Below are 13865 nucleotides of genomic sequence, written 5' to 3'. Positions count from 1 at the left end.
CATATCGTTACCATCGCACTCGATGACCGCGGCCAGTATGTGCCGGCGCAGGAGCCGGATCCCAACCCCGAATTGTTGACGGCATTTGACGATTCGTCGGCACCGGTGGTGGTGCGCGGCAACCTGCCCACTGTCTATGACGGTATCTACCGCACCGCCTATTCCTACGGCATGTCGAAGAAAATGACCCAGCGGCTGATCAAGCTGCTGGCATCTGGCGTCGACTTCCAGTCGCGACTCAATCCGTCCGATCGCCTCGAAGTGCTGTTCTCGCAGCCGGACGGGGATGACCAGACCTCCGACGATTCGGAGCTCCTCTATGTCTCGGCGACCTTCGGCGGCACAACGCGCAACTTCTATCGCTTCCAGATGCAAGACGGCAGCAGCGACTATTTCGACGAAGATGGATCGAGCGCCCAGCAGTTCCTGCTGCGCAACCCGCTGCCCAACGGAAGATTCACCTCCGGCTTTGGTGCGCGCAAGCATCCTATCCTCGGGTATGTCCGTATGCACACGGGCACCGACTGGGCCGCCCCGATCGGATCGCCGATCATCGCCGCCGGCAATGGCGTCGTCGAGAAGGCCGGTTGGGCTGGCGGCTATGGCAAGCAGATCATCCTGCGCCATGCCAATGGCTACGAGACCTCCTACAATCACCAGAGCGCCTTTGCAAAAGGCATCGCGCCGGGCGTTCGGGTTCGCCAGGGCCAGGTCATTGGCTATCTCGGCCAGACCGGTCTTTCCACCGGTCCGCATCTCCACTACGAGCTGATCGTCAACGGCACCAAAGTCGATTCGATGCGTGTTCGGCTGCCGGTCGGCAAGGTGCTGAAGGGCGACGACCTCGTCGCCTTCAAGCGCGAGCGCGAGCGCATCGATGACCTGCTGAAGCAGGAAGAAGGCAATTCGCTTAAGGTCGCGAGCGCCAAGATCGACGGCTAGAGCGATTTCACCGCTTCCCGGAAACGGCGAACCTCTCTAACTCTTTGTTTTGACGCAATCCCGAGGGAAAGCGCTACGCGCTTACCCAGGAAAACCGCTCACACTTTTCCAGGAATTGCTCTGAACCTTGGCCAATCCGGCATCGGCGAATCAGTTTCGCGACGAATCAGTTGACGATTCATCGGCGCGGCGCGGCCAGGGCAGCGCCTGACCCGAAACGGTCATCCAGGCGATGATCGCGGCAAGCAGGCAGAGTACGGCCGTCGTCAAGGATATGGCTGAAAAGGCCATGTCGCTGGCAGCAAGGCGTGTTGCTTCAAGTTCGGGCGGCAAGCCTGTCGATACCGGTTCGCCAAAACCTGGAATGCCCGGCCTGACCCTGGTGTCGAGCATCGTTGAATAGACCCAGGTGGCAAGCGAGCCCATTGCCGCCACCGCGATCAGGCCGCCAATGCGCGAGACGGCATTGTTGATGCCGGAGGCAGCCCCCGTATCCTTGTCTTCCACCGCCGTCATGATCGCGGTGGACAGTGGTGAGACGACCAGCGCCATGCCGAGGCCCATCAGCGCCATCAGCGGAAATATTCCGGTCCAGAAATGGTGGATGCCGGCACGGCTGAGCAAGGCAAGTCCGGCGAAGGCGAGAGCCACGATCAGGCTGCCGCAGGCGATCGGGAAACGCGGTCCGATCCGGTCCGACAACTGGCCGACGGGTCCCGACAGAAGGGCGATCGATGCCGACAACGGCAGGAAGATGAAGCCGACCTCGGCCGTGCTCAGTCCCCAGCCGGCGATCAGCAGCATCGGCAGATAGAAAAGATTGGCCGACAGTGCGAAATAGAGGAAGAAGGTCGCCACATTGGCACCGGCAAAAGCGCCGATGCGAAACAGGCTGAGGTCTATCATCGGCTCGCGCTGGCGTAGTTCGAACAGGATGAAGACGACAAGCAGCACCGCGCCGGCGGCAATGCTCGGCCCCGCCATATGGCCCTCGCCGCTCGAACTCATCGAGGTCAGCCCATAGGCGAGTGCGCCGAACGCCAATGTCGCGAGCGCGCCACCGCCGAGGTCGAGGCTGCGTTTTTCCGTCGCCGCATCGGCCGGAATCTTGACGAGCAGCAGGTAGATCGAGATCAGGCCGAGCGGCAGGTTGACGGCGAAGATCGCCCGCCAGATGCCGTCGCCGAAAGCCGACAGCACAAGGCCGCCGAGCACCGGCCCAAGGGCTGTGGTCAGCGCCGAGGCGGCCGCCCAGATGCCGATTGCACGGCCCCGCTCCTTTTTCGGATAGGCCTTGGCGATGATGGCGAGGCTCCCCGGCACCATGATCGCAGCACCAATACCCTGGACAGCGCGAAACGCGATCAGCACGACGGCATTCGGCGCCAGCGCACAGGCGAGCGAGGCAACGATGAACAGCGCGATGCCGGCCACGAAGGCACGGCGCAGCCCGAACCGGTCGCCGGCGGCGCCGCCGGCAAGGATCAGCGCCGAAAGCGTCAATGCATAGGCATTGGAGATCCACTGCGCCTCGGCAAGGCTGGCGCCGAGGTTGACACGGATCGCCGGCATGGCGATGGCTAGGATAGAGCCGTCGATGAAGCCAAGCGCGGAGGCCAGGATCGCCGCGATCAAGACGAATCGCCGTTGTGATTGCGGACAAAAGGTTCCGTTTGTGACCGGGCTGGTCAGCGGGGCGGCGGCAGCTTTATTTGGCGAATGCATGGCACCTTGCTTAGACCCCGAGCGCACCGGCAACAACCGGCCAGCAGCTTGCAGTCCTTGAAACCAGCCAATTGGCCAGGATGCGTCCTGTATCGATGCAAACGCCGGGAGTCATGCTAAGTTTTCCGGAAGACGGCAGCCGGGGAAAATTGATGAAACGACCACTTGAAGCGTCGGCGGAGGGACGCGGCCGCATTGTCGGCATCACCGACGGCGTCTTTGCCATCGCGCTCACGCTCATCGTGCTCGAGATCAGGGTGCCGGCGCATGAGACCGTGCATTCCGAGCACGATCTGCTGGTCGCCATTGCCGCACTGGCACCGCGCTTCCTGACTTATGCCTTGAGCTTCCTGACGCTGACCATCTTCTGGTTCGGCCAGCAGGCTCAGCACGGGCTGATAGCCAAATCCGACAGGCGGCTTGCCACGCTGAATCTCTGCTTTCTCGCCTTCATTGCGCTCTTGCCGTTCTCGACCGACCTTCTGGCGGACTTCCTCGAATTCAGGACCGCGGTGCTGGTCTACTGGCTCAACCTGCTGATGCTCGGCGTCACGCTGTTCGCCAGCTGGCGCTACGCGGAAAAGAACGGCTTTGTCGCCGAAGACGTCGATGCCGAAACGAAGCGCACGGTCTATCTGCGCATCGTCAAGGCACAGATCCTGTGGGCGATCGGTGCGCTACTCTGCCTGGTCACGCCATTGCTCAGCGTCGGCTTCATCCTGGTGGTGCAGCTGATCTATGCCACCGCGCTGCGCGGCTCATTGCTGCGCAAAGTCATCGGCTGAAGGTCCGCCGACAAACTCCACGGTGACGCCTGGCGACACCAGCTTGGCGAGTTCGCGCGCGTCCCAGTTGGTCAGGCGAACGCAGCCATGGCTTTCGGTCTTGCCGATCTTCGACGGCTCGGGCGTCCCGTGGATGCCGTAAGTCGGCTTGTCCAGGGCGATCCACACCGAGCCGACGGGGCCGTTGGGGCCTGGCGGAATGGTCAGGATCTTGTCGTTCTGGCCCTGCTTGAAGTTGATGTTCGGATTGTAGGTGTAGTTCGGGTCGAGCGCGATGCGCGACACGGCGTGGATGCCGGTGGGCGACGGCGTGTCGGCAGAGCCGATGGTCGCGGGATAGGCAGCGACCAGCTTGCCGCCGGCATCATAGGCGTACACTTCCTTCTTGGTCTTGTCGGCGACGATGCGCGCCACTGGCGTTGACACCAACTTGCCGAAATTGGCGACCTTGATGATCGTGCCGGGGCGATTGAAGTCGAGACCCTTGTTGATCGACTTGAGATAGTTCTCGTCCATGTGGAAGCGCTCCGCCAGCGCCTCCGTGACGGAGGTGTAGCACATGCAGTTGAGCTGTGCCTTCTGGCCGTAATCTTCCGGGATCGAGGCGACATAGGGGCCAGCAGCATCTTCCGCTGTGATGGTGTAGCTGGCGAAAGCATCGCCGCCCGATTGCGCGAGCGCCGCCTGGATGCCGACCGTGTCCGTCGATTTCAGATTGCTGCCGGTGATCTGGTTATAGGCGGCCAGGGCCTTATCGACATTCGAGCCGAAACGCCCGTCGATCACGCCCGGCGAAGCGCCGCCGCGGTCGAGCAGCACCTGCAGCGCCGCCACGTCCTGGCGCACGCCGAGCGACAGCGACGGATCGACGGCGGCCTTGCCGCCAGTATCCGGCGGCAGGGAAGCCTGCGTATCCGGATTGACCTGCTCTACGTCGGGCTGCGCAGGGTCTATCGCGGCCTCGTTCAGCGGCTGGCGCTTGATGGTGCCCGGCCTTGCCGGTGCATCGGGATAGCTGTTGTCGTAATTGCCGTCGTCCTGCGGCGCCGGCGGATAGGCTTCGACCGAATTGTCGCCATTGGGGTCGTATTCATCCGCCGGCGGCGGGATGACCCGGCCTTCCTCTTCCAACTGCTTGCGGCGGAAGCGGGCCATGTCCTCGGGATCATCGAGATAGTAGCGATCATCATCGGCAGGGGCACGGCCCAATTCGCGCAGCCTTGTCTCGCGGCGCAGCGCGCGCCGGTCAAGCCGTGTCTGCGGCGGCTGGATGGCGATGACCTTGCCGGTGTCGGCATCGACGATGACGCGGTTGCCACGCGCGTCGTAGTAGATGTCCAGATTTCCGTCCTGAGCCACAAGAATGCCGCCATCATTGGCGGCGCGGGCAACCCTTGGTGCACTGTCCTGCGTCGGCGCGGCGAGCGCACCGAAAGTCACAAGCCCGGTGGCGAGCGCCGAAAGGGCAAAGATCGTGCGGAACATCGTGGCCAACTCTCCGGTCCGTAATTGCCGCCGCCCGGCATTGTTCACTGGGCGAACCCCTTCGCCAGCAAACCAGTTACCCCACCCTATGGTTCCAATATGAACCGGGCATGAAGATGGCGGTTTTTCGGCGTACCGACGAATACTCGCTAGCTCGCGAGCCCCAATTCCTTGCGCGCCTGCTTGGTCAGCTTCAGGGCGACAAGGCGATGGCTCTCGCGCAAATAGTCCTTCAGCGCGGCATCATCCATGCTCTGGCTTGTCCGACGCTGGATCCACTTCATGCCGCGCGAGGCAAGGTAGGGCGCGGGCCGCAAGCCCGGCTGCTCCTTCAGCACATCATAGGCGATGTCGGAGCATTTGAAGGTGACGAAGAGGTGCTGGCCTTGATCCCAGCCGCCGATCGCAAACACCTTGGCCCCGACCTTCCAGACATGGGCGCCGCCCCACTGGATGACGTGGTTTGCCGCGGGCAATGAGGCGCAGAAGCCGTTGTAGTCGTCCAGCGTCATCCGCCCCCACCCTCAATATGAAAACGCCGCGCGTCCAGGGTGGACGCGCGGCGTTGAAATCAGGCCGCCGCTTCGGTCGCGACGACCGTCGGCTTCGAGCGGAAGTTCAGGCGGTCGGAACCGGACGTGACCTTGACGGTCGAACCGTCGAGAATCTCGCCGAGCAGGATCTTCTCCGCCAGCGGATCCTGGAGTTCCTTCTGCATCACCCGCTTCAGCGGCCGCGCGCCATAGGCCGGATCGTAGCCCTTGGCCGCCAGCCACTCGATCGCCTCGTGATCCAGCGACAGCGTGATCTTGCGATCGACGAGCAGGCTTTCCAGCCGCTTGAGCTGGATCTCGACGATGCGGTCCATGTCCTTGCGGCGCAGCCGGTGGAACAGGATCACCTCGTCGACGCGGTTGAGGAATTCCGGCCGGAACGATGCCCTGACCACGCCCATCACCTCGTCGCGCACGGCGTCGACATCCTGGTCCTCGCCGAGATTGACCAGGTATTCGGCGCCGAGGTTCGACGTCATGATGATCAGCGTGTTGCGGAAATCGACCGTGCGGCCCTGCCCGTCGGTGAGCCGGCCGTCGTCGAGCACCTGCAAGAGCACGTTGAACACATCGGGATGCGCCTTCTCGATCTCGTCGAACAGCACGACCTGATAGGGCCGGCGCCGCACCGCTTCAGTCAGCGCGCCGCCTTCCTCATAGCCGACATAGCCGGGAGGTGCGCCGATCAGCCGGGCGACCGAGTGCTTCTCCATGAACTCCGACATGTCGATGCGCACCATGGCGCTGTCGTCATCGAACAGGAAGCTTGCCAGCGCCTTGGTCAGTTCGGTCTTGCCGACGCCCGTCGGTCCCAGGAAGATGAACGAGCCGATCGGCCGGTTCGGATCTTGCAGCCCGGCACGGGCGCGCCGCACCGCCTTGGAAACGGCTTGCACCGCCTCGCCCTGGCCGACGACCCGCTTGCCGATCTCGTCTTCCATGCGCAGCAGCTTGTCACGTTCGCCCTGCAGCATCTTGTCGACCGGAATGCCGGTCCAGCGCGAGACGATATGGGCGACGTGGTCGGGGGTGACCACTTCCTCGACCATGCCGGCCTTGCCGTCCTGGGCTTCGGCTTCCTTCAGCTTCTTCTCGAGTTCCGGGATCTTGCCATAGGCTAGCTCGCCGGCGCGCTGGAACTCGCCCTTGCGCTGGGCAATGGCAAGCTCGTTGCGTGCCTCGTCGAGCTGCTTCTTCAAGTCGGCCGCAAGCCCGAGTTTCTGTTTCTCGGCCTGCCACTTGGTTGTGATCTCGGTCGATTCCTCCTCGAGGCCGATAAGCTCCTTCTCCAGGCGGGCAAGCCGGTCCTTCGAGGCATCGTCCGTCTCGACCTTCAGCGCCTCGCGCTCGATCTTGAGCTGCATGATGCGGCGGTCGATCTCGTCCAGCGCCTCGGGCTTGGAATCGACCTGCATCCTCAGCCGCGAAGCGGCTTCGTCGACCAGGTCGATCGCCTTGTCCGGCAGGAAGCGGTCGGCGATATAGCGGTTGGACAGCGTCGCCGCCGCCACCAGCGCCGAGTCCGAGATACGCACCTTATGGTGCTGCTCGTATTTTTCCTTCAGGCCACGCAGGATCGAGACGGTATCCTCCACCGTCGGCTCGTCGACAAAGACCGGCTGGAAACGGCGGGCAAGGGCGGGATCCTTCTCGACATGTTTTCTGTATTCATCGAGCGTGGTCGCGCCGACGCAGTGCAGCTCACCGCGCGCCAGCGCCGGCTTCAACAGGTTCGACGCATCCATCGCGCCATCCGCCTTGCCGGCACCGACCAGCGTATGCATCTCGTCGATGAATAGGATGATCCCGCCTGCGGCAGAGGTGACTTCGGAAAGCACGGCCTTCAGCCGCTCCTCGAACTCGCCGCGATATTTGGCGCCGGCGATGAGTGCGCCCATGTCGAGCGCCATCAGCTGCTTGTCCTTCAGCGATTCCGGCACATCGCCATTGACGATGCGCAGCGCCAAGCCTTCGGCGATCGCCGTCTTGCCTACGCCCGGCTCGCCGATCAGCACAGGATTGTTCTTGGTGCGGCGCGACAGCACCTGGATGGTGCGGCGAATCTCGTCGTCACGGCCAATCACTGGGTCGAGCTTGCCCGCGCGGGCATCCGCCGTCAGGTCGCGCGCGTATTTCTTCAGCGCGTCATAGCCTTGCTCTGCACTCGCCGAATCGGCGGTGCGGCCCTTGCGGACATCGTTGATGACCTGGTTCAGCGCCTGCGCGGTGACGCCGGCCTTTGCCAGTATGTCGGCGGTCTTGGCCGACTTTTCCATGGTGAGCGCCTGCAGCAGCCGCTCGACCGTGACGAAGCTGTCGCCGGCCTTCTTGGCCAGTTCTTCCGCCGTCGAGAACACCTTGGCCAGCGGCTGCGCCAGATAGAGCTGGCCGTTGCCGCCTTCGACCTTCGGCATCGCCTCGAGCGCCGTCTCGACGCCGAGCTTGACGTCGCGGACATTGCCGCCGGCGCGCTCGATCAGCGACGCGGCCAGGCCCTCGTCATCGTCGACGAGCACCTTCAAAATGTGTTCGGGGGTGAATTGCTGGTGATTGCGGGAGAGCGCCATGGTCTGCGCGGACTGGATGAAGCCGCGCACGCGCTCGGAGTACTTCTCAAGGTTCATATCTGTCTCCTTCCATCACCGGCCCGCTTTGCGGCACCGGATCAGATTGCGGTGACGGACCCGCCCATTCGAGCCGGATCCCGTTCAGCCGAGATATGGTGCATAGGCCATGCCGTCTCAAGACGCCTTGATGTCGGTCAATGCATAATATTCCACGTCAGCCGAAACGAAAACGGCGGAGATTTCTCTCCGCCGTTCAACGTCTTCAAATGCCGTTCGATCAGTTGTCGATGTCAACGATCACCGGCTCGGTATTGCCGCTATCGGCCGGGGCCGCGGCCGCCTCGCCGGCATCCGCATTGTCGCCACCGCTGTCGACCTGCTCGGCATTGGTGCGCGGACGGCGCGGACGGCGCGGGCGACGGGCAGCGCCGCTCTCGGCGGCAGCCTCGTTGAGCTCGGCCTGGGCGGCAAGAGCCGCCGGCGAAAAACTCTCGAACAGCGGAGCCTGCTCGGCAGCCGCAACGGCCTCGACCGGCGAACCGGGCTCAACCTGCACCTCCGCCTGTGCCGGCGCCTCGTTGCGCTGCTGCTGGCCGCCTTGCTCGGTCGACGAGGCATAATCGCGCTGGCCATTCTGGCCATAGCCGCCATTGGGGCGGCGATCGCGGTGACGCCCACCATTGTTGTCGCGGCCGCCATTGTTGCGCCCGTTATTATCGCGCCCGCTATCGTCACGATTGTCGCGGCCGTCACGGTTCAATGCGACCTCGGCCGGCATGCCCTCGATCACTGGCTGGGGACCGGCGCCATGGTTGATGACAGGAATTTGCGGATCGGAAACTGTGTTGCCGCCATTGCCGGCGCCATTGTTGCCGGCATTGTCGAAATCGTCGCGATCTTCATCGCCGTCATCGTCGAAATCGTCGCGGTTCTGCTGGACGTTCTGGATCGGCATCTGCGCCTGCGCGGCGGCAATGATGCGATTGTAGTGTTCGGCGTGCTGGAGATAGTTCTCCGCCATGACCCGGTCGCCGGAGCTTTGCGCGTCACGGGCCAGGGTAGCGTATTTCTCGGCGATCTGCTGAGCCGATCCACGGATCTTCACATCCGGGCCGTTGCTCTCGTAGTTGCGCGTCAGGGGATTAGGGCCCTTGCGGTTGTTGTTGTTATTGTTGTTGCCACCGCCGCCGCCATTGTTGTTGCGACCGCGCATGCGCCTGTTCTGCTGTTGTGGCCTCATTCGACTCTCTTCATCTTGAAATTTTCGAAAACTCGTTACGAACGGAGGCGCTCATGCAGCCAGCCGTTTCGTTTCTTCACCGGCGTTCGCCCGCATCAATTGCGTTGGCGCCACGTGCCATCCTGTTCCGGTTACATCACTTGCCGGACGATTCCCGCACGAAGCTTGGGCGTCGTTTGCGCAAGAAGGCAGCTATTTCCAAGGAGGACCGAATCGCTAAGAGCACTGCCTGCTTCGTCTCATCCGGTTGAGGCGACCCTAGCCGCATTCCCCGGTATTGCCAAGCGGTTTTTTCGCGCTGCATCAAGGCTTATCCCCATTGAAAGACAAGAACCCTGTCGTTTCCGCCGAGATCACGTAAGGCAGCAGCCAATGCATAACCAGCCGCCTTGAATATATCCGTAACCTCGTTGCGTTGCGTATGGCCGATCTCGACCGCAATCCTGCTTTCGGCTTCTAGAAACCGGGCCGCCTCGGCGGCGATGATCCTGTAGGGGTTCAGCCCATCCACGCCGCCATCCAAGGCTAGGTGTGGGTCGAAATCGCGGACCTCGTCCTGCAGATTTCCAATGTCTCGTAAAGGTATATAGGGAGGGTTTGCGGCAATTACATGGTATCGGCCGGAAACTTTTTCGAACCAGTCCGACTGCACCGTCGTGAACCGGCGGCCAAGCCCGAGTTCCCCGGCGTTGCGGGCTGCCGTCGCCAGCGCGCCGGCGGAAATGTCGACACCGGTGGCGGTCGCGGCCGGCACGGCACTCAGCAGCGCCAGCGCGATGGCTCCCGTCCCGGTACCGAGATCAAGGATGCGGCAGGTCCCTTCGCGCGCGGCCATCGCCTCGACAAAAGGCAGCACCGCCTCGACCAGCGTTTCTGTATCCGGCCTCGGCTCGAGCGTTTCCGGCGACAGCGACAGCCGCAAACCGTAGAATTCGCGGTAGCCGAGGATGCGATGCACCGGTTCACCACCAGCCCGGCGCCTTAAGGCGGCTTCGATCGCGGCGATGGCATTGCCGTCCATCGAGCGTTCAGGGTCGGCAATGGCCTGCGTGCGCGTCGTGCCGGAAAAATGTTCGACGATCAGCCGCGCATCGAGCGCCGGATCATCGACCCCGGCCATGGCAAGTCTGGCCCGCGCTTCCCGCAGCAGCGGCCCCAGCGCCTCGGGCAGAGGGTCAGCCATCGAGGCCGATATCGGCCAGCAGCTTCGACTGGTAATCGGCGATCAGCGCGTCGACGATTTCGTCGAGCTCGCCCATCATCACCCGGTCGAGCTTGTAGAGCGTCAGGTTGATGCGATGGTCGGTGACGCGGCCCTGCGGGAAATTATAGGTGCGGATGCGCTCCGAACGGTCACCGGAGCCGACCTGCGATTTACGCGATTCCGAGCGTTCCTCGTCCGCCTTGCTGCGCTCCAGATCATAGAGCCGGGCACGCAGGATCTGCATGGCCTTTGCCCGGTTCTGATGCTGCGATTTCTCCGCCTGCACCACCATGATGCCGGTCGGCAAATGGGTGATGCGCACCGCCGAATCGGTGGTGTTGACATGCTGGCCACCGGAGCCCGAAGCGCGCATCGTATCGATGCGGATATCTTCGGCGCGGATTTCGATGTCGACCTCTTCCGCTTCCGGCAGCACGGCGACGGTCGCCGCCGAGGTGTGAATGCGCCCACTTGCCTCGGTCGCCGGCACGCGTTGCACGCGATGCACGCCGGATTCGAATTTCAGATGGGCAAACACGCCCTTGCCCGAAACGGTGGCGATGATTTCCTTGAACCCGCCTGCATCGCCGTCGCTGGCAGACACCGTCTCGAACCGCCAGCCGCGTTCGGCGGCATAGCGCTCATACATGCGAAACAGGTCGCCGGCGAAGAGCGCAGCCTCGTCACCGCCGGTACCGGCACGGATTTCGAGGATGGCATTCTTGTCGTCGGCGGCGTCCTTGGGCAGAAGCAGGATCTGGATATCCTTCTGCAGCGTTTCGATACGCTCCTCCACGCCGGGCAGGTCCGCCTCGGCGAGCGCCCGCATCTCGGCGTCGGTGCCCTTGTCGGAAAGCATTGCCTCAAGGTCGGCCTGCTCATGCTCGGCCGAGCGCAATTGCCTGACCTTGGCCACCATGTCCTGCAGCTCGGCATATTCCGATGCCATCTTCACATAGGCGTCCGGCGCCGGGCCGGCCGACATCTGCGCTTCGAGCATCTCGAAACGCTTGACGACTTGATCCATACGATCGCGGGGCAGATTGACCATGATGGGGGCGCTACAACGGAATCGAGCGGTCGTCGGCGAAGGCCTGCAGCAGCGCCCGCATCGGCAACCCCTGCGCCGGCGCCATCAGATTGTCGTCGAAGAACGCCGTCAGCTCATCCAGCGGCAGTTCCGTCAGCATCGCCTTGACCGGGCCGATCGAGGCCGGCGACATCGAGATCGAACGGAAGCCCAGACCGATCAGCGCCATCGCCGAGATCGGCTTGCCGGCGAGTTCGCCGCACAGCGTCACCGGCGTGTGGTTGCGGATGCCGGCATCGGCGATCTGCTTGAGCACGCGCAGGAACGGCGCCGACAGCGTGTCGAAGCGGTTGGCCAGTTGCGTGTTGCCGCGGTCGACCGCCATGACGAACTGGAACAGATCGTTCGAGCCGACCGAGACGAAATCGACCGCCTTCATCAATTCGTCGAGCTGGAACAGCAGCGACGGCACTTCCAGCATCGCGCCCAGCTTGAGGCTGGTCGGCAGATGATGGGCGAAACGCGACAGATGCCGCACCTCGCGGTCGATGATCTCGCGCGCCTGGGCGATCTCGCCAAGCTCGGTCACCATCGGCAGCATCAGCTTGAGCTCGCGCCCGCCGCTGGCCTTCAGCAGGGCGCGGATCTGGGTGCGCAGCAACCCGGGCCGGTCGAGCGTTAGCCGGATCGCCCGCCAGCCGAGCGCCGGGTTTTCTTCCTGGATGGCGCCCTTGAAGTACGGCAGCACCTTATCGCCGCCGATGTCGATGGTGCGGAAGGTGACAGGTTTGCCGCGCGCGGCCTCGAGCACGTCGCGATAGAGCTTCTCCTGCGCCTCGGCGCGCGGAAAGGTCGAGGCGACCATGAATTGCAGTTCGGTGCGGAACAGGCCAATGCCGGCAGCGCCCGACTCGGCCAGTTGCGGCAGGTCGACGGCAAGCCCGGCATTCATCAGGAGGTCGACCTGCACGCCGTCCCTGGTCGTCGACGGCTTCTTGCGCAGTTCGCGATAGACCTCTTGCCGGCGCGCGCGAAACCGCACCTTTTCGGCATAGGCGGCTTCGAGATCGGACTGCGGCCGCAGATGGATCGTGCCTTCCTCGCCGTCGACGATGATGGCATCGCCGTTTTCCGCCATGGAAACGGCACCCTTCATCTGGCCGGCGACCGGGATGCCCATGGCGCGCGCGACGATGACGACATGGCTGGTGGCGGCACCATCCTCGAGCACCAGCCCGCGCATTTTTTCCCTGGGATAGTCCAGCAGCTCGGCCGCGCCCATCGAGCGGGCGACAATGATGGCGTCCTTCGGCAGCGAGGCCGCGACGTCTTCCGGTCCGCGGCCCATTAGCTGGCGCAAGAGCCGGTTGGCGAGGTCGTCGAAATCGCTCATCCGCTCGCGCAGATAGGGATCGGTCATGTGCAGCATGCGGGCGCGCATGTCGCTCTGCACCTTTTCCACGGCCGCTTCGGCCGTCAGGCCGTTGCGGATGGCCTCTTCCAGCCGGCGCACCCAGCCACGGTCATTGGCGAACATGCGGTAGGCTTCCAGCACCTGGCGATGCTCGCCCTCGAAGGCGACGTCGCGGCGCTCCAGCATGTCGTCGATGGAGAGCCGCAGCGAGCCGAGCGAGCTTTCCAGCCGCCGGACCTCTTCCTCGCTGTCCTCGTTGAACAGATTGGTGACGACGATGCGCGGCTCGTGCAGCACGACATGGCCAAGCCCGACGCCGTCGTTGAAGGACAGGCCGGTGAAACTGACCGGCCGGCGCAGATCGAGTTCGAGGCCCGGCCGCGTCAGCCGCGCCAGATCGCCGGTGGCGATCATCTCGGCGATGACCATCGCGGTGGTTTCCAGCGCCTCGACCTCGTCGTCGCGATAGTGGCGCATGGTCTTGTTCTGCACGACCAGGACGCCCAACGTGCGCCCTGCCCTGAGCACCGGCACGCCGAGGAAGGAATTGTAGATCTCTTCACCGGTCTCCGGCAGGTAGGCGAAGGCCGGATGCTCCTGCGCATTGGAAAGATTGAGCGGCCGCGCACTGGCGGCGATGGTGCCGACAAGGCCTTGCCCGAGCCGCAACTGCGCCAGGTGGACGGCGTTCGGGTTCAGACCCTCGGTGGCGTAGAGCTCAAGCACCGAATCGGCGCGCAGCACATAGAGCGAGCAGACTTCCGCGACCATGTTGGAAGCGATGTCGCGCACGATCCGGTCAAGCCGCTCCTGCGGCTCCAGCGGCTCTTGCATGAGCTCGCGGAGCCGTTTCAGCAAAACGCGCGGGCCACTGGCCTGGTCACGCATCGCGGCTTTTTCTCCAATGAAACACTTGCCG

The 13865-nt window shown here is 63.6% G+C and carries 10 protein-coding genes (1 of these 10 cut by a window edge); 2 read left to right on the top strand and 8 right to left on the bottom strand.

Annotated features, from left to right (window positions below; genetic code table 11):
• Positions 1–942 carry the final stretch of a M23 family metallopeptidase gene (locus tag JG747_RS08405; protein ID WP_027047418.1) on the top strand. It extends 1029 nt beyond the left edge of the window, so the window shows 942 of its 1971 coding nt (coding positions 1030–1971); its start codon lies off the left edge, out of view; the stop codon is at positions 940–942.
• 150 nt (positions 943–1092) lie between these two features.
• Here the strand turns inward: JG747_RS08405 and JG747_RS08400 are convergent, their stop codons facing one another.
• On the bottom strand, positions 1093–2667 hold the full coding sequence (locus tag JG747_RS08400) for an MFS transporter (protein WP_069090210.1): 1575 nt from the start codon (positions 2665–2667) through the stop codon (positions 1093–1095).
• A gap of 152 nt (positions 2668–2819) precedes the next feature.
• Here JG747_RS08400 and JG747_RS08395 point away from each other — a divergent pair, with 152 nt between their 5' ends.
• Complete coding sequence (locus JG747_RS08395) at positions 2820–3452, top strand: TMEM175 family protein (protein ID WP_019861338.1); 633 nt, start codon at positions 2820–2822, stop codon at positions 3450–3452.
• Here the strand turns inward: JG747_RS08395 and JG747_RS08390 are convergent.
• The 7 genes from JG747_RS08390 to ptsP form a co-directional block, all read right to left on the bottom strand.
• Positions 3426–4937 carry a L,D-transpeptidase family protein gene (locus tag JG747_RS08390; protein WP_069090211.1) on the bottom strand — a complete coding sequence of 504 codons (1512 nt, stop codon included), beginning with the start codon at positions 4935–4937 and terminating at the stop codon, positions 3426–3428. The two genes, JG747_RS08395 and JG747_RS08390, sit on opposite strands and share 27 nt — an antisense overlap.
• Positions 4938–5086: 149 nt before the next feature.
• On the bottom strand, positions 5087–5449 hold the full coding sequence (locus tag JG747_RS08385) for an MmcQ/YjbR family DNA-binding protein (RefSeq protein WP_202361563.1): 363 nt from the start codon (positions 5447–5449) through the stop codon (positions 5087–5089).
• A gap of 59 nt (positions 5450–5508) precedes the next feature.
• The gene (clpB, locus tag JG747_RS08380) at positions 5509–8115 is read right to left on the bottom strand and encodes an ATP-dependent chaperone ClpB (RefSeq protein ID WP_202361562.1); all 2607 of its coding nucleotides are present in this window, start codon (positions 8113–8115) and stop codon (positions 5509–5511) included.
• A 220-nt stretch (positions 8116–8335) separates the two neighbouring features.
• Entirely contained in the window at positions 8336–9298 is a 963-nt protein-coding gene (locus JG747_RS08375; protein ID WP_202361561.1) for a DUF4167 domain-containing protein, read from the bottom strand.
• Between the two features lie 310 nt (positions 9299–9608).
• Positions 9609–10481, bottom strand: a complete 873-nt coding sequence (gene prmC / locus JG747_RS08370; RefSeq protein ID WP_202361560.1) for a peptide chain release factor N(5)-glutamine methyltransferase — start codon at positions 10479–10481, stop codon at positions 9609–9611.
• Positions 10474–11553, bottom strand: coding sequence for a peptide chain release factor 1 (gene prfA / locus JG747_RS08365; protein ID WP_202361559.1), 1080 nt, complete (start codon positions 11551–11553; stop codon positions 10474–10476). Before prfA ends, prmC begins: the two co-directional genes overlap by 8 nt.
• A 10-nt stretch (positions 11554–11563) precedes the next feature.
• Positions 11564–13834, bottom strand: a complete 2271-nt coding sequence (gene ptsP, locus JG747_RS08360; protein ID WP_019861345.1) for a phosphoenolpyruvate--protein phosphotransferase — start codon at positions 13832–13834, stop codon at positions 11564–11566.
• Between the last annotated feature and the right edge of the window lie 31 nt (positions 13835–13865).

Origin of the sequence: Mesorhizobium sp. 131-3-5, assembly GCF_016756575.1 — a bacterium.
GTDB lineage: Bacteria > Pseudomonadota > Alphaproteobacteria > Rhizobiales > Rhizobiaceae > Mesorhizobium > Mesorhizobium jarvisii.
The sequence above is the reverse complement of the archived record's forward strand: the minus strand, read 5'-3'. Positions and strand labels throughout refer to the sequence as shown.

Bases quoted from the DNA above. Each gene is read 5' to 3' on its own strand.
- JG747_RS08400 (WP_069090210.1), bottom strand. From the start codon at position 2,667: ATGCATTCGCCAAATAAAGCTGCCGCCGCCCCGCTGACCAGCCCGGTC.
- JG747_RS08395 (WP_019861338.1), top strand. From the start codon at position 2,820: ATGAAACGACCACTTGAAGCGTCGGCGGAGGGACGCGGCCGCATTGTC.
- JG747_RS08390 (WP_069090211.1), bottom strand. From the start codon at position 4,937: ATGTTCCGCACGATCTTTGCCCTTTCGGCGCTCGCCACCGGGCTTGTG.
- JG747_RS08385 (WP_202361563.1), bottom strand. From the start codon at position 5,449: ATGACGCTGGACGACTACAACGGCTTCTGCGCCTCATTGCCCGCGGCA.
- clpB (WP_202361562.1), bottom strand. From the start codon at position 8,115: ATGAACCTTGAGAAGTACTCCGAGCGCGTGCGCGGCTTCATCCAGTCC.
- JG747_RS08375 (WP_202361561.1), bottom strand. From the start codon at position 9,298: ATGAGGCCACAACAGCAGAACAGGCGCATGCGCGGTCGCAACAACAAT.
- prmC (WP_202361560.1), bottom strand. From the start codon at position 10,481: ATGGCTGACCCTCTGCCCGAGGCGCTGGGGCCGCTGCTGCGGGAAGCG.
- prfA (WP_202361559.1), bottom strand. From the start codon at position 11,553: ATGGTCAATCTGCCCCGCGATCGTATGGATCAAGTCGTCAAGCGTTTC.
- ptsP (WP_019861345.1), bottom strand. From the start codon at position 13,834: ATGCGTGACCAGGCCAGTGGCCCGCGCGTTTTGCTGAAACGGCTCCGC.